Here is a 20,326-nt window from a genome sequence, read left to right on the forward strand (position 1 = left end):
TTAACAGCACCCTTTACTATTAAGGTTTAACCAGATAAAATGAATTTACTTCTTAACGAACGGCACAACGATTTGGTCCTATTTCCATCTCTCTTTGTTTTTCTGCATCTGGTGTTATTTTACCCATATTTGTTTCGCGAATTTCTTGATATGCATTTGGTTGTGGTGGAAGATTTTCTGTAACCATTTTTCTAAATTCATCCTCTGCCTGAACATTTAAGCCATGATTTTTTTGATAAAGAGTACCAAGTGAATCTGAGATGCTTCCATCATCATTCATTTCGTTGATTCCCATATAATGAGCAGGTAATACAATTAAATGATCTGCTAACCCCTTATACCTTTTATAAAGGGTTTCTCGTAAATCTCCAACCCAGTCCTCTGCTTTACCAGCCAAATCTGGTCGACCAATGGAATCAATAAATAAAATATCCCCAGTTAAAAGGTACATATCATCAACAATCAATGAGGTACTTCCGATTGTATGACCTGGTGAATATACGGCTTTTATCATAGTATTACCAACTGTTATTTCATTTCCGTCTTCTAAAGGTGTGTAATTGAATTCGACTTCTTCTGCATCTTTAGGTGGTAAATGATACGTTGCTCCATATTTTTCGGATAATGTTCTTGCACCTGAAATATGGTCAGCGTGCAGATGGGTATCAATAACATGCTGTAACTTTAAGTTATGTTCATTCATGAATTGTTCAAAAGGCTCCACAATACGAACGGTATCAATAATTGCAGCTTCACCGTTTGACTCAATGATATAAGATAAACACCCTTTACCAATGCGAATGAATTGATAAATAGCACCACCTGTAATAATGCATGAAGTGAGCATTTAGAACCGATAAAAATATCTATTCTTCTTAAGCGTGCTGCAGCTGTTGCTCCTCCAGCGACTCCACCGACAATAACTATTTATTTACTCATCATATTAGCCTTCATTGGTCCCTTAATTACCACTTAAGGTATATACCCTATAATGTATATTACACTATGATTTCTTTATAGAATGTGACAAAAATCACACATTTTATTTACTCAACTTTCGCACCAATAAAAGTTCATTAAGCTCAACCAACAGTAGTTGCTGACGTCATTGAAATACTTTCATTGACACGAAAAATTTGCATAAAAAAACACCCATCCGTTTGGTATAGTTGATTTGTCGAGAATCAAACATTCCATACAGAAGAGGTGTCCTCTATATGATAGCGAATAATGACCAAACTAAGCAACTACCAAATGAATTAAAATCTACCTTTAAAGAACTAAAAGTGTTAAAACATCTTAGAAAAGCTGGAATTACCAAGTCTTTTGGCTTTACCTGTGCTTATTTATTTCAGCTCATTTTCTGTTTGATCTTTGAAAACAAAAACTGGTTTCGAACACTCGAAAGTAGGAAATCTACGGATATTCCAGCTAAAGACGCGGTCTATCGTTTCTTAAACCATTCCACTTATTCATGGAGAAGGTTTCTACTCTTATTAAGCACACACTCGATTGAAAAAGTAAGTAACCTTACGAATCATGAGCGTATCAAAGTGCTGATTGTTGACGATTCTTCTTATGATAAAAATCGAAGTAAATCAGTTGAACTTCTTGCGCGTTGTTTTGACCACGCTTCTCAAAAAATGCGCTTTTACAAAGGCTTTCGTATGCTTACATTGGGTTGGTCTGACGGTACAACGTTTATGCCTGTAGACTTTTCCTTATTGAGCTCTAAAAACAGTGTCATCAATGGAATATCAGATAAAATTGATAAACGCAGTTCTGGTTATAAGCGACGTGTCGAAGCATTACAATCTTCACCTGAACAAATTCCATCGATGGTTCAGCGTGCCATGAACTCGGGAATTGAAGCCTCTTATGTGCTGATGAATACTTGGTTTACACATCAGCCGCTTATTAAAGAGATCAAGGATCAAGGTCTTGATGTCATTGGCATGGTGAAAAACTTAAAGCAACGTTATCTTATCCAAGGAAAGAAGTTCGGTCTAAAAGAACTGTATCACTTAGCCACTCCTATCCAGGGTAAGAAGGGAATTCTTCGTTCGATTCATACCACACAAGCGAATGGGATTCCTGTCAAAATTGTCTTTGTCCGCAATCGTAATAAAAAGAGCAAATGGTTGGCAATTTTAAGTACAGATTGTTGTTTAAGTGAACAAGAAATCATTCGTATCTATGGAATTCGCTGGGACATTGAAGTCTTTTTTAAAACAACAAAGTCATTATTAAAGCTACAAAAGGAGTTTCAAGGTCGTTCTTATGACTCCTTGATTTGTCATACCACGATTGTGTTTACTAGATACATTGTACTCTCTTGGCAGAACCGTTGTAGCACAGACCAAAGAACATTAGGCGGTCTATTCTATGAATTATGTGATGAAATCAGTGATCTTGATTGGGCTGTTGCACTTGGGCAGCTAATCGAGCTTCTTCAAGATATTCTAAAAGAAAGTAACAAAAAGATTCAAAAATTAATTCAATGTCAACTACAACACTGGATTGCAGGCTTACCTAACTACATCAAGGTCTACCTGCCTATTTCAGTGTGCGAAAGTTGAGTTATTTATTAATGTCGACTAGAAAAAAAGTAGTGCACATCAATGTTATCGTGTGCACTACTAGATAAAATTCTTTTATTTGTTATTCATATATTAAAGCATCTTTTCTATATACCTTTCTGCCAAATCATTATTGATGACTTCTGAATTCAAGAATTCCAAACGGGCAAATCGTAATTCTTTATATAAACGTTCGAAAGGCAAATCCTTTGTATAACCTGCTCCCCCATGGAGTTGTAAAACATCATCTATTATTTTAAAAGCGACATCTGTCGCATACCTTTTTGCCATTTTAGCAAAATATGGGCCATTCTCATGATTATTCGTTACATGTTTCGCTGACTCTTTTACTAATAAGCTTCCTGCTTCTATTTCAGTAATAGATGTTGCTATCATCGTACGCACTGCAGGGAATCGTGTTAATGGTTGTCCCCTAGTTATTCTCATTTGGCCATAGTCGATTGCTTGATTTAATGCGAATTTAGCAATACCTAAACAACGACTAGCCAATAATACCTGAGATTCTGTTATCCAAGACTGAAGAAGACGATCACCCTCACCGACTTCGCCAATGATACGATCTTGCTCTAACATTAAATGATTAAATGTTATATCTGTTAGTGTTCTAACATCTTTCAGTTTGTTTTTTTCTTTTTTAGTAATATCTTCGTTATTGATAATAAATAAGGTTGGTTTTTTTTTCCATTCTTAATAACATGTACTAAAACGATACCAAAATAAGCTTGTTCTATGTTAGCTACATACTTTTTTTCCCCATTGAGCAACCAGCCATTATTCGATCGTGTAGCATGTGCTTCTAGTTGCTCGAGATCACTTCCTTCATGTTTTTCCCACATTGCAACATAACATCCTCGCCCTGATTCGATAGATGGTACAACATATTTGTCTATTTGTTCTTGTGTACAATGATCTAAAAAACTAGGAAGGTCACTGCCGAAGGCGCCGCAACCAGGGTCGAAAAGTCCGCGATGATGTTGAGAGGCTACAATATTTAAAAGGACCTGATCATAGATGGATAATTCTGATCCGCCCCATTCATTTTTCCCGTTTAAGAACCATAGACCCATCTCTTTTGTTTTTTTCTGTAATTGCATAACCACCTCTTCTGGCAGTTTCTCCAAGCTAGGCATGACCTTTTGTTCTTCAGGTATTACATATTTATGAAGAAAAGAAGCAATATTTTTTTGTAATAATTGTGAATCTTCTTCAACTAACATTTTTTTCATTTCTAGTCCCCCTCAAAATGTACATCTGGTCATTCCTTTTAAGAAAGAATCAGTGAATGGTCTTTTTTATAATCTTTAATAGCCTGTTTCGCAATAACCATTTGGTGGATTTCATCAGGTCCGTCATAAATTCTTGCTGCACGTGCTTCACGATACAATGCTTCTAGAGGTGTATCTTTGGTTAAACCGTACAAGCCAAGCACTTGAATCGCCCGATCTACAACGTGATTTACCATATGCGCTCCATATAATTTAATGAGCGACACTTCTTGTCTAGCTTCATCACCTTGATCCATTTTCCAAGCAGCTTGTAAAGTTAAAAGTCGAGCAGCTTGAATTTCTGTTACAGAATCAGCAATGAAATTTTGAATGGTTTGATCTTCACTCAATGATTTCCCGTTTTTCTCAGTCTTCGTAACATAATCAATTAATATCTCTAGACTGCGTTCGGCCACACCCAACCAGCGCATCGCATGAGTAATTCTACCAGGACCAAGACGTAATTGAGCTAATTTAAAGCCATCACCACGATTACCTAACATGTTTTCTTTTGGGATTCTACAATTTGTAAAAAGAACTTCACAGTGTCCACCAACCATATGTTCACCCATAACATCAACTTCCCTAACAATTTCACAACCAGGTGTATCAGCATCAACAAGGAATAAACTCATTCTTTTATGAGGGGGGGCTTCAGAATCTGTTACAACCATTACGATAGAAAATGCTGCACCCACAGCCCCTGTTGAAAACCATTTATATGCATTAATCACCCATTCTTCTCCATCTAAATGAGCTATCCCTCGAAGCATACGCGGGTCTGAACCTGAAACTTCTGGCTCCGTCATAGCAAAGTAAGATCGAATTTCTCCATTTACAAGTGGTTTAAAATATTTTACTTTCTGTTCTGGTGTCGCGGCATGCCATAATATTTCTGAATTCCCTGAGTCTGGTGCCATTGATCCAAAAATGTACGGTGCAATGGGGCTTCTACCAATGACTTCAGAAAGTAGACCCAAGGATACAAAACCCATACCAGTTCCACCTGCTTCTTTCGGAAGATGAGCTGCCCACATTCCTAAACTTTTTACTTTTTCTTGTAATGGTTTTAATAAGTCATCAGGTAATCCCCGGTGAGATATCATATACTTTTCATTTACATAAACATATTCATCCATAAACTCTGTTGCTTTTTTTAGTAAGTCTTTTTGCTCTTTCGATGGATTAAAATGATACAATTTGATTCACTCCCTCAAAATTAATGAATAACAACAAAGAAACAGCCTTCTTTTTTTCCATAAGTCCCCCTATCTTAATTTAACTAAAATTTTATAAAAATTCTGTGATTTTAATCATAATTCAATAAGTTGATACAATTGCATGTAGTTTCGCTCACGATTCGGAAAAAACAGTTGCTTTTAGAATATTTCATTTTTCATAGTAGAAAATAATGCTGTATAAGTTGAGAAAAAACAACAATTTTCAGGAGTTTTAGTATGGCGGAGCATATTGAAGTAATCATTCGGTCGATTATGGCATTTACCATTTTATTAATAGGTGCGCGTTTATTAGGTAAACAACTCATTTCACAGATGAATACAATGGATTTTATTGCAGCAATTTCGTTAGGTTCAATCACTGCGAATTTAGCTTTTAATACAACGATTGCCATTCATCATTTTCTGCTTGCCTTTTTCATATTTATTTTTGTTAGCCTCGTAACAGCTTTTATCTCTATGAAAAATAGAAAGGCGAGAAAGTTTTTTGCTGGGGATCCAACCATTCTCATACAGAACGGCAGAGTATTAGAGGCAAATATGCGAAAGATGCGTTATACATTTGATTATTTAAATCAACAGCTTCGAGAACGGGATGTTTTTAATATTGAAGAGGTATTGTTTGCAATTATTGAACCGAACGGGACGTTAACGGTGTTAAAAAAGCCACAATATCGTACGGTTACAAAACAGGACTTAAACTTACCTGCACCTCCTGAAACGAAATTACCAATTGAATTAATTATGGATGGAGAGATTTTGGAAAAGAATTTACAAGAAAACGATCTTAGTCATTGTTGGTTAGCGAGCGAGGTAAAGAAGCGGAATTATTCCCTTAATGATGTGGCTTATGCGGTGCTCTCACCAAATGGAAATGTCTACATTGATACATATCGGGATCACATAGTATCTCCTATTGATAAAGAATAAAGTGAAACTACCATAAGTGGGGGTTTCCTCTTTCCGACTGATGGTTAGTTGAGGCCCACACGATGTGGATCACACAGACGTTGCCACAGGACGTGGCGCATTTAATCTGTGTTCATTTAGTTGTTACTAGCAGTTTATCCCCCACTAATCCTTCTGGGATCCTCGAAGTCTTGAAGTGGGGGTATTACTGCCAGTTTCTCTGGGCTAAATGAAAACATAAAAAAGACACTGCGCACTGATGTACATTGTCTTTTCTTGTGTAAGTTTAAATCATTCTAAATTAGGTTTAATCATTCTAGAGTTTTACGTAATTAAAAATAAATGACATGAGGATATGTTCTTACTTTCACATCAACATCAAACCGACTTTTTCCGATCGTCATTCTTCCACTGTCCATCTGCGTCAAACTAGCCATATGAACAAAACTTGGCACATGTTCATCTTGATAAAAAGCAACATTTTCTTTAATTAATTGGATGCGGTCCCAATCTGTAAGTTCGACCATTTCTTTTGTTTCGTCTTGCTTTATGTAATCTGTTGCTCTCTGAACTAAAGGTGTTTGTGTAGGTTTTTTCAATTTTTGATAAGGATTAGAAAAGATTGTCGTTTCAAAGATCCGAGCTAGTCTAAATTTATCTAAAATACGATAAACCGCTTGTTCCGCACCGTTACCGAAGTTTCCGGGAGTAATACAAAGATCAGCCTTCAAGTCTTCAATTTGTTTAACCCCTGCTAATAATGTATACATGTCAGAACAAATGACAAATAATATTGTTTTCTTTTCACCATTGATGTCAATTTCGACTTTGTTTAAATAGTCGTAGTCCCCTACATTAATAGCAGGAAATTTCTCGTCATATTGTTTGCGCTCAAATGATTGTGGAGTTATTTTAGCTTGGGGTGTATGTACTTTTCCTTTTTTTGTGAAAATCGTTAAGGTGTTGTAGTTTTTTCCTGCTTCTGCTTCAGGTAAATCTACAGGAATGATATTAAGCGTAGTGATTATATTTATTTTTCGTTCTTTACTTACTTCTTTTAATTTTGAGAAAGCGATTTCAGAAAACTCCACTGTATTTCCTACATATTCAGGTAATACCGCAATTCCACCTACTGGAACGTCCTGCAATTGTTGCAGACAGTCTTCTAAAATGGTTGTTTCTTTACTAAGTGCATAACTTAAGACATACCAAGGATGGCTTGAATTCATTTATTCTCCCCCTAAAACTTTAAATACTATTTGTTTTAATATTCTAACACTTATTTCCTTGGCTGGATAGTTCACATAGTAAGAGTTTTCCATGTAAAAGTGTTATTGGCAGTAAAAAAGAAGAACAACACGGCGTTAACAGGTGATTAAATTCTGATCTGTTGATTATATCTTTCTAAACACTCTTTACAAATACACGCTTTGTTACGTTTTTCATCAGATATTAATTTGAAAATTTCATCAGGGAAAGACTCCATACTACACCAGCATGATGGTTGATTTTGTTCATTTCCACAACGATTATCTTTATTACAAATAGGACATTTCTTAGCATCAATTGTCATCCTTCATTCTCTCCTTTCATATTTCAATTTTTTACTACCAATATTTAATTACCTGAAATGGACACGAAACACTCCTTATCGATAATCAAATCAACCAATATAGCACATATTATAAGAAGAACAACGGAAAGGGGGGAATACAATGAAGAAACAAGGAAAACAATTACGAAAAGATAAACGACAAGAACCGCTACAAAACATCGGCGACACTTCAAATAAAGCAAACAAACAGCCTGTCCCCCAACCTAAAGATTATGAAGACATTGAATATTAAGAAATACAATTAACATTCTAAGGAGACGATGATTAATGGGACGAGCTAGAAAACAAAAAGCACGTGACAAAAATAAAGCGGGCTTACCACAAACACCTAAAAAAGACATTAAAACAGATGATCAAGATTTAGAGCTTGCAAAAGAACTCGATGATCGTTATGAATTAAAAGCAAGGCCAGGCTATTCTCCAACTGAAGTTGAACGTAAATAAAAGGCATTAAAGTATAGGTATTATAAGCTATACAAACAGTGGAAAATAGTTTCCACTGTTTGTATAAAAACTAGTAATTAATATTGCAATTTTAGTAACCACTTAGCTGCTTTACCTCGTTTTGATAACGCTCACAAAATAGATTATTTCACCTGATAATACCATTGTCCTTCCCGAAGTTCTTTCGTACATTCCTTTTGATGGTATAAGTACTCCAAATGAGCAACCGTCTCTCCTAGCGCAAAACGGACATCATGAATGGTAAATTCTTTTTGAAATAGTTTTTTACAAGCTTCGATTACATTAATTCCTTGACCAATAATATCATATGTCTCTTCTATACGTTCTTTATGATGATGAATGATTTCATCAATCCGTTGATTGGCATTATAAAATGGTTTTCCGTGAGATGGTATTACAAAGTTTGCTTCTAATTCCCTTGTTTTCTCTAATGATTGTAAATAAGTAGCTAACGGGTTTTGTAAACTGTAAACATGGTACGAAATATTCGGTGTAATTTTCGGAAGGATATGGTCTGTAGAAAATAAGATACTTTTCTCTCTATTAAAAAAACAGACTAAGCCTCCTGAATGACCTGGTGTAAAGATGACTTCATATTCGTATTTGCCAATGTTTACTTTCATTCCTTCATCAAAATGATGGTTAATTGTAGGGTGTGGGGTTACTTTCCCTATAAATCCTCTAGTATCTTCTGAAAGTTTATTGATCATCTCAGCTGGTAAGCCACATTGGTAATAGAAAGACTGGTACGCGCGTGTTGTATCGGGTTCCCAAGCTATTTTTGCCACTTTGGCATCTTCTCGTGACATCCATACTTTGGCTTCAGTATATTCTTGAAGTTGTCCTGCATATCCGTAATGATCGGGATGATAATGGGTTAGAAAAAGGTTGGAAACTTTTTTCCCTCGAAGTGTATTTAACCACATTTCCTTTGAAGTACTATTATTTAAGCCTGTATCGATAACTGTAACGGTCCCATCCTCACTCTCAGCTACAAAACAATTAACATGGTTCAATCTAAAAGGTAAATCGATCGTTACCATCTTGACCCCTAACTCATTTAAATTCATTTTATTAATACCTCCATCTCTACTGGTTACAGATCCCTTAATTTTTTTCGGAATTTACTTTCATCTTCATGAGATTATAGTGAACCTAACCTTAAATTTACTTTTTGAATTTTCATTCTATTTATTGATTATACACTTTACCGATCGTGTAATCACTCATTTTGCTTTGATTCGGTCTTGTAGATCAATATCGGGTAAGTTTTCTTGAAAATAAAGGACGTGATGTTCTTCAAAATAGTATAGGAATACATCTCTGTAGATGTATTTGTCTGGAAAATGAAATACTCTCCCTGTCAATAGGGAGAGTTACATGAAACTTGAACTTTAACCTCATTAGGAATATCACCTTGTTGTAGTTGTTGATCTAAATGATTTAAGAACTGTTCAATGTTGAAGATCGATACTCCTGACTCATTTCCCAAAAAAATTTGATATCTGCCTATTACGCCCATTGACTTTTACAGTGAGATTAGATTTCTCACCTAGTGTACGAGCCTGCCCTTCAATAGATCTAAAAGGATTTCCGCTTTCTTTTTTGGGCTGTTTTTCCTCGACGGGTTTACGTTCGTCTTCAAATATTAATCGCTCTTTATTCCTTTCTCGTTTGAATAACTTTTTACCTAATAAACTAATTGGTGCTCGAATGATCGTCCTAGTTAACCCTGGAAAGCAGCAATAATTTCCCTAACTGCCTTTAAAAAAAATAAAAATAAGTAATCTTTATACTTTGAATGAATGATGGCATACCGTATAGAAAAGTTAACATATTGCTATCAGATATATAGCGAAATGATATCAGTTGATAAACCTTATAAGATCAACCATCTTTTCCATTTGTTTCTTACTAGTTTAATGAAATCATTTTATAAATTAATAAGGTATTTTGAGAGAAAGTGTATACAAAATTTTACTTTGGTCTTCTTCGGACAGCGAATGTAGATTTTCGATTGTTGGTTTAAATTGTTCGAAATACGAATTCAGTTGTTCCGGGAGACCTTCTTTCATAAATTCATCATATTGCTTACAGGCAATTTGGAGTGCCTTTTTTGCCTCATGTGAATATTTTTTTCCTGCTATTTGCAATACAGACGTTTTTTCAAATAATATACCTAGACCGATGGAACGAAGTGTATAACGATTTACTGAATGATTACAAATTTTATAGGCTTGATCATACTTTTCAATTGCTGCTTTCAAACGATTTGTTTTTCCTAAATAATACGCATGTTTCCATAGGATAATTTCATAAGGATGTTCTTTCACATCTATACTAAACAATGTTTGTTCAATTTTACTTTTTACCCATTGTTCGTACATTCGTTCTGCTAAATCGAATTCGTTACATTCATACGCGCTGACCAAAGCTCTTGAATAATGCATCGCTCCAAAGATTTGGTCTATATACCTTGCTTCGTGAATTTTTTTCATAAGTGTCTGTAGATCATTTGTTGATTTATAGGTAGTTTGAAATGCCTTCCCTAACCATTTAAGTGCTTCAATCGGTTCTTTTGCTTCACACTCAATTTGACAACGATATTGATATTGCCGGTTTAAATCGCTTTGAGTTGAAAACTCTTCAATTGCATCATCTGAATCTTTTCGTGCAAGTACTATTTGCTCTCGATCTTCGCGAATTAAAAAGCTTCTCGCTTGTAGACGGGTCCCTAGAACTTTTCCTTTTAAATTTGACTTCATATCTTCAGAAAAAAGGGATAAATCTTCTAATAAACTGATGGACAGTAACTCAAAAGATGTATCAATAAATTTTTGAACTTTATTCATTCCATCAATGGTTCCTTGAAAATCGTAGGTGTTCATACGATGAACCCCTTCCAATATCATATAACCAATTACATCGTCTATAGTTTCCCATCTACCAGCAAGTTGGTCTAATAACGAACGGCTAATTTCGATTTGCTCAGATCCAAGAATGACATTTCCTCGATGGTTCGCAATCTTTAATAAGTTAATATAAACTTTAAAGAAAAACCGTTTCTCTTTTACCCCAGCTTTAGCAAGAGCTGGAGCTACTTCATGTTTAATTAATTCTAGCATTCTTGTAGCTTTATCAAAATTACGATCGATCGAAATGAGCGTTTCAACATGATTTTCTACGATCGAAAGCTGTGTAGCTTGTGCAAATTCTGGTATCTGGGTTAATTTCGTTGCAATTAACTGAAGATAATAGCTGTAATCCAAATCTTCTTCAATTGTAGTTGCTATCTCAGTACTTACATAAGAAGGCTTTACTGATGTTGCAGTTTTCGCATCCAACCATTCAAATAATGCCTCACCGATAGTTCCTGCCATTAACGAACGTCGGATCGCCGCTTCTGTTGCATGTTCAAATACTGAAAATACGAAAGCAGGCTTATAGAGGTTTCGGAGTAATTCTCTTGTTACATCAGTGAATTTTCTGCCGTCCTGAACAAACCACGAATGACATACAACATCTGCGAGCATTAAACGTGGGTTCGATTTTGCTGAATCTAATTGAAATGACCAGTTCCAGTTACTGCCGTTCATAAGATTTCTTCTCGCCATACTCAAAGCAATTTTTTCTGCTAGGCGCTCTTTATATTCATAGTCTTTAATTAATATCGTTTCTTGTCTATCTTGCATTCCATCTACTTTTACTCGGTTAGCTGCAAGAATGGATAGTTTAATCTCTTCGTGTTCAGCTGCTAGAGTTTGTAGTAATTGAATGATCCCTTCAGCCAGAATATTTAAGTAGGTCATATCACTGTTAACAATATCAATTCTTTCTTCATTTTCAAAAATGATAAGTCGAGCGTCCTCGTCAATACACTTTTGTAAAAGTTCAACTGCCATCTCGCCATATTTGTTTCCATGTAATTCCGTACCATGTATGTATCTTTCTTTTATATTGTATTTCTCTCTTGTTTGCGTAACTAATGCAGAAGCCCATTGATCATTGTTCTTTTTTACTGGAACGAGCATTCCACCTACAATGGAAGGGGCACCAGTTTTCTTTTGTTCATCAATAAAATTTCCGCTTTCATCTAACCATAATTCAAAATTTGCAACAGACATGAAAAGTTCCCCCAAGGTTTGTATATTTGCTAGGTCTATTATATCACTTCAAAAATTAGGATGATGCTTTTTTAAAAGAATATGCTTCTATTCGTTTTAGAAATTAGTTATCTATCTATGATAAACTAGTAAAAAGAAATTGTTTTGTAGATATATTCTCTACTGGTATCAGTTCTGGATAGATAATGTGACAAAGAATATAAGACCAGAAATATTATTCGATTTATATTGAATAATATTTCTGGTCTTTATGGGAAGCATTCAATTAGTTTTGTATTGCTCCAGCTACATCATAGTGACAAATATCGATTTCTGTATCATCTCCTAAGACTAGTTTCGCAAGTTCAGCTCCTAGATAAGGTCCTGCAGTTAATCCCGATGCCCCTAACCCATTAGCAATAAATACCCCTTCAACATTAGGTAATGCCCCGATGACAGGAAGAAATCCTGGGGTGAATGGTCGGAACCCGACTCTCGTTTCAACGAAAGTACTATTCGCCAAACCTGGCGCTACTCCAAGTGCTTTATCGAAAATTTTATGAATTCCACCAGGTGTAACTCGAGTATCAAAGCCCATTTCATCTTCATGGGTAGCCCCCACAATAACTCTCCCGTGATCAAATGCAAGCAAGTACTGATTGTTTGGTGGCATCACGACGGGCCACGCACTCGTTTGGGTATTTGGTAATTCTAAATGGACGATTTGTGCTTTTTGTGGTGTAACTAAGAAGTTGATATCAAGTGGATGAAGTAAATCCTTTGCCCAAGCTCCTGCTGTAACGATCACTTGGTCAGCTTTAAGCTTTTCGTTATCGATAGTAATTCCGATTACGCGATGATTAACGAAATCTAATGATGCATTACCTATGATTACATTTGCACCTTTCTTTTTCGCTGCATTAACTAATGCATCACGTAGTGCTCTTCCATTTACGCGTGCACCTCCGCTAATATGAACGGCACTATATTCTTCAGAAAGTGGTGGAAATAATAATTTTGTTTCAGCTGGAGATAAGCGTTTAATTTCACCGATTTCTGGTGCACCCTCTTTTCGTTGGTGTGCACGTTCCATCATTTGTTCAAGTTTTTGATCATCCGTATGTAAACTGATTGCGCCAACTCTTGTGTAGCCAGTGTTCTTTTCGTCAATCAATTCTAACTCTCGAATTAGAGTTGGATAATATTTCGCTCCTCCTTTGACAAGTTGGTACCAAGCTTTATTTCTCCGTTGCGTTAGCCATGGACAAACGATCCCAGCCGCTGCATCAGTCGCCTGTCCAATGTCTTGACGGTCTACTAATATAACGTTTACACCTGTTTTAGCAAGGTGATAAGCTGTTGATGCCCCGAGAATTCCTGCTCCGATTACAATATATGTATTCATTAAAACACCTTTTCTGTTTCGTAATATGTTCTTTAAAACATTTTACAAAACAATTTAAAATCGAACAAATGATTTTAAAGTAATACGGTGTGAGACAGACACTTTAAACCTTCAATTTTTTATATTACTGTTTCTATTTAAATTAAAGTAAAAAGTTGATGTAAAAAGGTTATAAAGTGAACTTCCATCAGTGGGAGTTTTCCTTTTCCCCACTGATGGTTAATTGAGACCCACACGATGTGGCTCACAAAGAGGTTACTAAAGGACATGGCGCATATAGCCTGTGTTCATTTAGTTGTTGCGGGATAAATTTTCAAACTATATTAGAGTTATTCTGGGAGACGATTTTTAAATGCTTCTTTTGTGACTAAGTAACCATCATCTCCTGATGATTCAATTTTCGGTTGTTTCTGTTCACTATTTTTAGGGAACTCACCTGGGTGACTCTTTTTCTTGTGATTCAAGCTTTTACCACGTGCCATCTCATATCCCTCCTTCGATGTTGTACACATTCAGTTTTTTCAAAAAATGGTGTACTTATGTATGGAGACTATATTAAAGTTTAGATGAAAAGGGTTGGAAGAAAACACTAGAAAGGTGATATATAGGTATGGCTTATACTACATATCACCTTCATTAATTATTGTTGTTGATTTTGTTGTTGTTGTAATTGTTGAAGTTGCTGTGAAGCTTGTTGAAGTTCTTGTTGCACTTGTTGGAATTGTTGCTGTTGAGCAGGTTGAGAACTATTTTGCGCTTGCTGTAGCTGTTGTTGTGCTTGTTGCAATTGCTGTTGAGCTTGTTGAAGATCTTGAGGACTTGCTTGTTGTGTAGCTTGCTGAACGGCTTGCTGTGCTTGTTGGATAGCTTGTTGTGCCTGCTGTGCTGCTTGTTGTGTTTGTTGGTTTTGTTGCACCGTAAAATCCCCCTATATGAGTAAGTGATTTTTGTTACTCGTTTATAATTCCTAAATTCAAATTTAATATACTGATTATAAAAATTCCTCTTTTCGAAAAATGGAATAAAAAGGGGATACAACAATTCAATAAAAATTGTTGTATCCCCTTATATCTGTCATTTTACAATCATTACTGGACTTTTTACACGTTTTGCAACTTTATGACTAACACTTCCAAGGACCATGCTTTGTAGTCGGTTTAATCCTCTACTTCCTAATAGCACACAATCAAAGTCATGTTCATTTGCATAGTTAACAACTGTTGGTCCAGGTTCACCATGAAGCGTTTTAATTTCATATTGGACTTTAGCTAATTCCAACTGTTCGACGATACCTTTAAGTCTTTCTTTTCTTTTATTCGCGATCTCAAATGAACCTCTATTATGAAGGACATCCGCTTTCGATGTTGCCCCATCTACCACATAGACAGTTTCAATAACAGCTTCCTCGTTTCCCTGAACAAGTGCAATTGCTTTTTCAGCTGCTCTCAAAGAGTGTTCTGAGCCATCTGCTGCTACAAGAATTCGTTGAAACATTTCATCACTACTCCCAAAAAAACCAATTTTTATCTTTATATAAATAATAATATAACGAAAAGCTTTATCAAACAAGATATGCTTTTTGCTATCGATTTAAATATAGAAGCTTGAGATAATAATAAATTTTATCCTTAACTGAAAACGGAAAAGGAGGGCACTCGTTCGTCATCTGACCAAGCCATTGCCAATTAAGGAGAAAATTTTAGTTTCATTAGTCCTCTCCTCCAATTTCAATTCATATGTTAAATCGATAAATGATGAGACAGCTGATACATTGTCTCGTCAATCGTATGTTTTCTTTTTAATACTTCACTTATTGAATAATAAACCAATTGATTACTCTCTATTCCAACTGAAAGCCCTTTCTTGCCACTTAATAATAACTCTACTGCAAATGCGCCAAGTCTGCTTGCTAGTACTCGATCAAAAGCTGAAGGTTGCCCACCACGTTGAAGGTGTCCGAGCACTGTAACTCTTGGTTCAAGACTTGTCTTACTCTTTATTTCTTCCCCAATTTTAATCGCACTGCCAACTCCTTCTGCTACTACTATGATACTATGTTTCTTTTCTCGCCTCGTTCCGCGCTCTAACCGTTCGATTACTTCTTCAATTTTATAAGGCACTTCAGGTATCAATATCGTTTCTGCACCAGCAGCTAAACTACTCCAAAGAGCTAAATCACCAGCATGTCTACCCATCACTTCTATTAAAAATGTGCGTTCGTGTGATGTTGCAGTATCTCTTATTTTATCTATGGCTTGAATAATGGTGTTAAGTGCTGTATCAAACCCAATAGTAAAATCGGTACCTGGAATGTCATTATCAATCGTTCCCGGTACACCTATTGTTGCTATTCCGTGTTCAACTAATTTATCTGCTCCACGGTATGAACCATCTCCACCAATTACGACCAAACCATCAATGTCCCGGTCTTGAAGTTGCTTTACAGCTTTTAGTTGTCCCTCAGTTGTTTTAAATTCTTCACTTCTTGCAGAATGTAATATCGTTCCACCACGATGAATAATATCCCCAACTGATCCTAAATGAAATGGTTTCAAATCACCTTCTATTAAACCTGTATATCCTCGATAAACGCCAAATACCTCTATGTCGTGATATAGTGCTTTCCGTACTACGGCTCGTACTGCGGCATTCATGCCTGGTGAGTCACCACCACTCGTTAAAACGGCTATTTTCTTCATAACATTAACTCCTTCCATTATGGATAAAGGATTATGTATATTTTTAATTAAATTATAGTAAAACGCTAGTTCTATTTTCAGTGGTTTTTTTTACCACGATACAAAAAGTAGTATTTTCTCTTTAGAGAATAAAAATGCATTACTCGTCATCGTCATAAAAAGGGTATTTTAAAACAAATATCGAAGATGAGATAATGGTTTTAACGTGTTGTTTTTATCACTTTTATAAAATAAAAGTGTAATTTATAAATTTCATAAGCCAAACTCTTTAACATTCAAAATTCAAATGTAAAATTAAACTAGTTTCATGTGCAGATTCCTTGTAGGAAGGGAATCGAAAAGGCTGACCAATTGATGATCAGCCTTTTTATCTTTCATCAATACTTTTGTCAGGTACATAATTCTTACTCAACAGCTTTCCCCTGTTTTTCCAAGATACGAAGTCTCGCCCGTTCTTTAATTACTGTTATTTCTGTAATACACCTTTTAATTTCTTCTTCTGTTGCATTCTTTACCATACGTTCGGTCAATTCCTCTACTTTCCTCAGTTCTTCCGAATTTAAATAATCTTCATTATTCATCATATCTACCTTTCTATATTTTAATTCTTTCAAAAAATAATACTCATTTTCACTTTAGAACAATGATCTCTCGACTCCTTATCCTTAAGATTAACGTGAAGATAAATTTTGTCTTTTAGTTAGGGATATTTGGTTGGGTTATCAATTGAGGGTTATGAGGTATGTATAATTGTACTATAACACAAAATTGTCACAAATTAAATTGATTATCATTTATTTATAATTATACACTAGTGTTGCATAAAACTGCATTCTATAAGTTAGAATATTCTGTATTTTGTACTTCGTGGCAAATGAGCTAAAAAGACAACACCAAGCGAAAGGTGGTACTGTCCATTTGGTAAAATTATACATTTAGTTCTTAAGTGACGGTCAGCTAGTAAAGTTCTTACGGAATCCCTTTGGGACTAATATAACTGAACCATACATGGACTGGCCGCCATAAAGTTCTCTTCAACCATCGAGTGATCTGTAAAAGTGTTTGCTTACTTTTGATTTCTAGTTGGATAAGTACACTAAGGCAGTACGTAATCAGTCCTAAAAACAGTTGATTGTGAACTGCTTCTTCACTATAACCAAAAAAAGTTTTAATTTTTACGTGCTGTTTTAACCATTTGAAAAAGAGCTCAATTGCCCACCTTGAACGGTATAGATCTCCAATTTCTTCAGCTGTTAAATCGAAGCGATTGGTAATCAAGCGTAGTAATTGTCCTTTTGAATCAACGGTTTCAATAATACGAAACACATTTTCACATCGCTTTTGTGTTGTGCCGATATAGGCCATTTTGTCTGATGTTACTGGGCTACCTTCTGGAATGTTAAACGTTTCAATCTCTCGAATAACTGCGTTTTTCTTTAGTCTGGATAGGAAAAAGATACCATCATCTGTATAACGATCAAATCGTTCATAATCAACATACCCGCGGTCAAACACGTACATGGCGTCTTTATCATCAACGAGTATTTCAAGTTGGTTTCGGTCGTGTTCCGAAGCATCTGTGATAATGGCTTTTTCTGGGTATGCCAATTCCTGATCCACGTAAACTAACCTAAGGTGAAGTTTTACGCCAGCTTTAGTCTTTCGAAATTTGGCCCACTGACAACGAGTAAGATTGAGTGGCATCGTACTAGAGTCAATGATTTTAATCGGTCGGATGGCTTTTCGTTTTTCTGTCTTGAGGTGAATCAGACGTACAAGTTCAAGAAAGATAGTTGATAAAAACTCAGGGTCTATCGCTCTATTCTTACGAGAAAGCTGAGAGACACTGATTGATTTAAATCCAAGTTCTTTCTGTAACTTCTCATCAGCCAGTGCTGTATTAAGATCATGGAGACTTTCCATTTGATTTAAGTGAGCATAAAGAAAAAGCTTAGTAAAAGAGAGTGTTTTTAGCTTCTTTGTGTACTTATCAAGTTGATACTTTTCAACTTGTTCATCAAAAAGTTTTATATTTATGGGCGCAACCCATTTACCAAATGAAGATAATCGTGTATTCTTGTCCATAGCTGATATCCTTTACTTTTGGATTTGGACAGGAACCACCTGTACTTCCATTGTAAAGGATTTTTTTGTATCCAAATCAATCAATAATTGAAGATTTATAGTATTTTAAATATTTCGTTTCTTTTAATGCAACACTAGTGATAATTATATATATTTGAAAAGCCTGTATCGAGTATCCACAGGCTTTTTCAATTTTTATCTCGTAATCATTCTTAAATGGTAGATAGTTCCGAAATGTAAACGTTTTCAATTTTATTATTTAACAATCATTACTGGACACCTTACTCGTTTTGCCACTTTGTGACTTACACTTCCTAATACCATACTTTGAAGAGCATTCAGTCCTCTACTTCCTATGACAAGACAATCAAAATTTTTACCATTCGCATACTCAACGACAGTTGGACCTGGCTCACCTCGGACAATATTTACTTGGTATTTAATTCCTTCAGTTGTGAAAATATTTAAAATTTCTTTTAATTTTTCTCTCCGTGTTTTCTCAATTTGATTTGAGTCCAAATTACGAAGTACATCTGCTTTAGATGTTGACCCGTTAATGACATAGATGACTTCAACAAAACCATTGGCTTTGTTCTTGATTAAATGAACAGCTTTTTCGGCAGCGCGTATGGAATGTTTAGAACCATCAGCAGCTAAAAGTATTTGTTGAAACATCTCATCCCTACTTTCTCACTTTATTTATATTATAGATAGTTTATTGACAGAATGTTCTAATAATATTTTATCATACATTTATTATCCTTTTCAAAATGTTCGTTTTGTTTTATTAAAAAATTTTTAATTCACGAAACTATCATTACAGTCAAATGAATTCTAAGTAAACCTAATTATTTTCCTTCACCCTTTTTTCTCATTATTTTACAATCCTTTTCTTATATTTTCTTCTTTTTAACAAATACTACTTTGTAAAGGAGTGATGTTAATTGTTTGAATCAATCTATACTATGGATGAATTTCCCCTTGTACAACACATCGGTTATGCAACCGAAGAAAGAAGTTATGATTTTACACTTGTTTTTTCAGGTAACTTTTTTGGTAAAACTTTAGTTAGTTGTCTTCAAAGTGGAAATTCCACATTATTGGACTACGAAGATGTCGGTGATCTATCTGTTATAAAACAAGCATTTAAAATCATCGAAGATGCCCCAGCTCAAGATATTTCCACGCTTTTACTTACTAAAATCCCGATTTCAGCAAATTACGAACAGTATTAAAGTTGATTATTTAATTACGAAGCCTTTGTTCTTTTACTATTTATATTAATCATAGCTTATTGAATATAAAACAAACGAATTAAAAAGCAAAAAAACCTACTTGAATGATAAAAAGTAGGTTCTTTTACTTTTAGTTTTATTTAAAATCATAAGGAAAAGCATATCTTCTCCACGTTAAATTAATATTAAATAACTTGAGGGTTATGGTGAAAAGACATCACTTCTCCTCTTAGTATTAGCCCCGCCTTCGCATAATACTATGGTAGCCACAGTTGCTACCCTACCTAAATTCATTATAATTGGAAGCGCTTACATTGTCAATTGTTTTTTAGTTTCTTTTCCTAAAGAACACTTTTTAGTTATATAGTACGCTGTTCATTTTTTTGAAAGCTCTTGAATCTTAGAAATAGGTTTTCTATAGGTCCGACGAATCATCATAATCGTATCGAAAACCATCATTTTGTGTTGTTTTTCCGCCAGATCGTTCTGTTCGATTTGCTTTATTTTGAACCTCGTTATTTTCTTCGTTCCTTCCAGTGTTTTGGTCTTTTTTAGATGAACTCATTTTTGTCCTCCTAACAGATTTTTATCTTACCATCTCTAAACTATGATTTGTAAACTGACGAAGATATATTCCTTTACAAGGTACATTTAACGTAACCAGAATTAATCTATCATAAAAGTTGATTTTTTAAGCGACTTTAATA

At 35.1% G+C, this 20,326-nt stretch carries 21 protein-coding genes and 1 pseudogene; 5 read left to right on the top strand and 17 right to left on the bottom strand.

The genetic code is table 11. The features are described from left to right. Positions 1 to 52 precede the first annotated feature (52 nt). Positions 53 to 823: pseudogene (locus tag BK574_RS06310) on the bottom strand (MBL fold metallo-hydrolase); the annotation flags it as partial. A 394-nt stretch (positions 824 to 1,217) separates the two neighbouring features. Here BK574_RS06310 and BK574_RS06315 point away from each other — a divergent pair. Then, entirely contained in the window at positions 1,218 to 2,579 is a 1,362-nt protein-coding gene (locus tag BK574_RS06315) for an IS4 family transposase (RefSeq protein ID WP_078427970.1), read from the top strand. A 93-nt stretch (positions 2,580 to 2,672) separates the two neighbouring features. Here the strand turns inward: BK574_RS06315 and BK574_RS06320 are convergent, their stop codons facing one another. The 3 genes from BK574_RS06320 to BK574_RS06330 are packed head-to-tail and all read right to left on the bottom strand — an operon-like array spanning position 2,673 to position 5,064. Beyond that, positions 2,673 to 3,173, bottom strand: coding sequence for an acyl-CoA dehydrogenase family protein (locus BK574_RS06320; RefSeq protein ID WP_078427971.1), 501 nt, complete (start codon positions 3,171 to 3,173; stop codon positions 2,673 to 2,675). 41 nt (positions 3,174 to 3,214) lie between these two features. Further along, complete coding sequence (locus BK574_RS06325; RefSeq protein WP_078427972.1) at positions 3,215 to 3,826, bottom strand: acyl-CoA dehydrogenase family protein; 612 nt, start codon at positions 3,824 to 3,826, stop codon at positions 3,215 to 3,217. A 38-nt stretch (positions 3,827 to 3,864) separates the two neighbouring features. Further along, the gene (locus BK574_RS06330) at positions 3,865 to 5,064 is read right to left on the bottom strand and encodes an acyl-CoA dehydrogenase family protein (protein ID WP_078427973.1); all 1,200 of its coding nucleotides are present in this window, start codon (positions 5,062 to 5,064) and stop codon (positions 3,865 to 3,867) included. Positions 5,065 to 5,322: 258 nt separating this feature from the next. On the opposite strand from BK574_RS06330, the gene BK574_RS06335 reads away from it, so the two are divergent. After that, entirely contained in the window at positions 5,323 to 6,033 is a 711-nt protein-coding gene (locus tag BK574_RS06335; protein ID WP_075389148.1) for a DUF421 domain-containing protein, read from the top strand. A 311-nt stretch (positions 6,034 to 6,344) separates the two neighbouring features. Here BK574_RS06335 and BK574_RS06340 read toward each other — a convergent pair whose 3' ends face one another. Both BK574_RS06340 and BK574_RS06345 read right to left on the bottom strand, forming a co-directional pair. Then, on the bottom strand, positions 6,345 to 7,241 hold the full coding sequence (locus BK574_RS06340) for a hypothetical protein (RefSeq protein ID WP_078427974.1): 897 nt from the start codon (positions 7,239 to 7,241) through the stop codon (positions 6,345 to 6,347). A gap of 146 nt (positions 7,242 to 7,387) precedes the next feature. Further along, positions 7,388 to 7,585: a cysteine-rich CWC family protein gene (locus BK574_RS06345; protein ID WP_078427975.1), complete on the bottom strand. Its 198-nt coding sequence runs from the start codon at positions 7,583 to 7,585 to the stop codon at positions 7,388 to 7,390. Positions 7,586 to 7,727: 142 nt separating this feature from the next. On the opposite strand from BK574_RS06345, the gene BK574_RS28770 reads away from it, so the two are divergent. Both BK574_RS28770 and BK574_RS06350 read left to right on the top strand, forming a co-directional pair. Further along, entirely contained in the window at positions 7,728 to 7,859 is a 132-nt protein-coding gene (locus tag BK574_RS28770; RefSeq protein WP_274379407.1) for a hypothetical protein, read from the top strand. Between the two features lie 35 nt (positions 7,860 to 7,894). Further along, positions 7,895 to 8,071, top strand: coding sequence for a YfhD family protein (locus tag BK574_RS06350; protein WP_078427976.1), 177 nt, complete (start codon positions 7,895 to 7,897; stop codon positions 8,069 to 8,071). Positions 8,072 to 8,214: 143 nt separating this feature from the next. Here the strand turns inward: BK574_RS06350 and BK574_RS06355 are convergent, their stop codons facing one another. The 10 genes from BK574_RS06355 to BK574_RS06395 all read right to left on the bottom strand — a co-directional run bounded on the left by BK574_RS06355 (position 8,215) and on the right by BK574_RS06395 (position 19,059). After that, positions 8,215 to 9,162, bottom strand: coding sequence for an MBL fold metallo-hydrolase (locus BK574_RS06355; RefSeq protein ID WP_078427977.1), 948 nt, complete (start codon positions 9,160 to 9,162; stop codon positions 8,215 to 8,217). 870 nt (positions 9,163 to 10,032) lie between these two features. After that, the gene (locus BK574_RS06360) at positions 10,033 to 12,216 is read right to left on the bottom strand and encodes a hypothetical protein (RefSeq protein ID WP_078427978.1); all 2,184 of its coding nucleotides are present in this window, start codon (positions 12,214 to 12,216) and stop codon (positions 10,033 to 10,035) included. Positions 12,217 to 12,481: 265 nt separating this feature from the next. Then, a complete protein-coding gene (locus BK574_RS06365; protein ID WP_078427979.1) occupies positions 12,482 to 13,600 on the bottom strand; it encodes an NAD(P)/FAD-dependent oxidoreductase in 1,119 nt (372 codons plus the stop codon). A 329-nt stretch (positions 13,601 to 13,929) separates the two neighbouring features. Beyond that, on the bottom strand, positions 13,930 to 14,082 hold the full coding sequence (locus tag BK574_RS27830; RefSeq protein WP_169917337.1) for a hypothetical protein: 153 nt from the start codon (positions 14,080 to 14,082) through the stop codon (positions 13,930 to 13,932). Positions 14,083 to 14,240: 158 nt separating this feature from the next. After that, a complete protein-coding gene (locus BK574_RS06370) occupies positions 14,241 to 14,516 on the bottom strand; it encodes a hypothetical protein (protein ID WP_078427980.1) in 276 nt (91 codons plus the stop codon). Between the two features lie 158 nt (positions 14,517 to 14,674). Beyond that, on the bottom strand, positions 14,675 to 15,094 hold the full coding sequence (locus BK574_RS06375; RefSeq protein WP_078427981.1) for a universal stress protein: 420 nt from the start codon (positions 15,092 to 15,094) through the stop codon (positions 14,675 to 14,677). Between the two features lie 245 nt (positions 15,095 to 15,339). Then, positions 15,340 to 16,299, bottom strand: a complete 960-nt coding sequence (gene pfkA, locus BK574_RS06380) for a 6-phosphofructokinase (protein WP_078427982.1) — start codon at positions 16,297 to 16,299, stop codon at positions 15,340 to 15,342. Between the two features lie 404 nt (positions 16,300 to 16,703). Next, positions 16,704 to 16,913 (bottom strand): hypothetical protein, encoded by a 210-nt coding sequence (locus BK574_RS06385; protein WP_075388669.1) that lies wholly within the window; start codon positions 16,911 to 16,913, stop codon positions 16,704 to 16,706. A gap of 355 nt (positions 16,914 to 17,268) precedes the next feature. Next, positions 17,269 to 18,384 carry an IS4 family transposase gene (locus BK574_RS06390; protein ID WP_078427739.1) on the bottom strand — a complete coding sequence of 372 codons (1,116 nt, stop codon included), beginning with the start codon at positions 18,382 to 18,384 and terminating at the stop codon, positions 17,269 to 17,271. A gap of 255 nt (positions 18,385 to 18,639) precedes the next feature. Next, positions 18,640 to 19,059, bottom strand: coding sequence for a universal stress protein (locus tag BK574_RS06395; protein ID WP_075388668.1), 420 nt, complete (start codon positions 19,057 to 19,059; stop codon positions 18,640 to 18,642). A 269-nt stretch (positions 19,060 to 19,328) separates the two neighbouring features. On the opposite strand from BK574_RS06395, the gene BK574_RS06400 reads away from it, so the two are divergent. Continuing rightward, the gene (locus BK574_RS06400) at positions 19,329 to 19,619 is read left to right on the top strand and encodes an SAV0927 family protein (RefSeq protein WP_078427983.1); all 291 of its coding nucleotides are present in this window, start codon (positions 19,329 to 19,331) and stop codon (positions 19,617 to 19,619) included. Positions 19,620 to 20,034: 415 nt separating this feature from the next. Here the strand turns inward: BK574_RS06400 and BK574_RS27365 are convergent, their stop codons facing one another. Further along, positions 20,035 to 20,184 (bottom strand): hypothetical protein, encoded by a 150-nt coding sequence (locus BK574_RS27365; RefSeq protein WP_158211553.1) that lies wholly within the window; start codon positions 20,182 to 20,184, stop codon positions 20,035 to 20,037. Positions 20,185 to 20,326 lie beyond the last annotated feature (142 nt).

The organism is Alkalihalobacterium alkalinitrilicum, from assembly GCF_002019605.1.
In the GTDB taxonomy this organism is placed as follows: Bacteria; Bacillota; Bacilli; order Bacillales; family Bacillaceae_F; genus Alkalihalobacterium; species Alkalihalobacterium alkalinitrilicum.

Excerpts from the sequence above, each read along its gene's own strand:
- BK574_RS06315 (WP_078427970.1), top strand. The coding sequence starts at position 1,218 with ATGATAGCGAATAATGACCAAACTAAGCAACTACCAAATGAATTAAAA.
- BK574_RS06320 (WP_078427971.1), bottom strand. The coding sequence starts at position 3,173 with ATGTTAGAGCAAGATCGTATCATTGGCGAAGTCGGTGAGGGTGATCGT.
- BK574_RS06325 (WP_078427972.1), bottom strand. The coding sequence starts at position 3,826 with ATGAAAAAAATGTTAGTTGAAGAAGATTCACAATTATTACAAAAAAAT.
- BK574_RS06335 (WP_075389148.1), top strand. The coding sequence starts at position 5,323 with ATGGCGGAGCATATTGAAGTAATCATTCGGTCGATTATGGCATTTACC.
- BK574_RS06340 (WP_078427974.1), bottom strand. The coding sequence starts at position 7,241 with ATGAATTCAAGCCATCCTTGGTATGTCTTAAGTTATGCACTTAGTAAA.
- BK574_RS06345 (WP_078427975.1), bottom strand. The coding sequence starts at position 7,585 with ATGACAATTGATGCTAAGAAATGTCCTATTTGTAATAAAGATAATCGT.
- BK574_RS28770 (WP_274379407.1), top strand. The coding sequence starts at position 7,728 with ATGAAGAAACAAGGAAAACAATTACGAAAAGATAAACGACAAGAACCG.
- BK574_RS06350 (WP_078427976.1), top strand. The coding sequence starts at position 7,895 with ATGGGACGAGCTAGAAAACAAAAAGCACGTGACAAAAATAAAGCGGGC.
- BK574_RS06355 (WP_078427977.1), bottom strand. The coding sequence starts at position 9,162 with ATGAATTTAAATGAGTTAGGGGTCAAGATGGTAACGATCGATTTACCT.
- BK574_RS06360 (WP_078427978.1), bottom strand. The coding sequence starts at position 12,216 with ATGTCTGTTGCAAATTTTGAATTATGGTTAGATGAAAGCGGAAATTTT.
- BK574_RS06365 (WP_078427979.1), bottom strand. The coding sequence starts at position 13,600 with ATGAATACATATATTGTAATCGGAGCAGGAATTCTCGGGGCATCAACA.
- BK574_RS27830 (WP_169917337.1), bottom strand. The coding sequence starts at position 14,082 with ATGGCACGTGGTAAAAGCTTGAATCACAAGAAAAAGAGTCACCCAGGT.
- BK574_RS06375 (WP_078427981.1), bottom strand. The coding sequence starts at position 15,094 with ATGTTTCAACGAATTCTTGTAGCAGCAGATGGCTCAGAACACTCTTTG.
- pfkA (WP_078427982.1), bottom strand. The coding sequence starts at position 16,299 with ATGAAGAAAATAGCCGTTTTAACGAGTGGTGGTGACTCACCAGGCATG.
- BK574_RS06390 (WP_078427739.1), bottom strand. The coding sequence starts at position 18,384 with ATGGACAAGAATACACGATTATCTTCATTTGGTAAATGGGTTGCGCCC.
- BK574_RS06395 (WP_075388668.1), bottom strand. The coding sequence starts at position 19,059 with ATGTTTCAACAAATACTTTTAGCTGCTGATGGTTCTAAACATTCCATA.
- BK574_RS27365 (WP_158211553.1), bottom strand. The coding sequence starts at position 20,184 with ATGAGTTCATCTAAAAAAGACCAAAACACTGGAAGGAACGAAGAAAAT.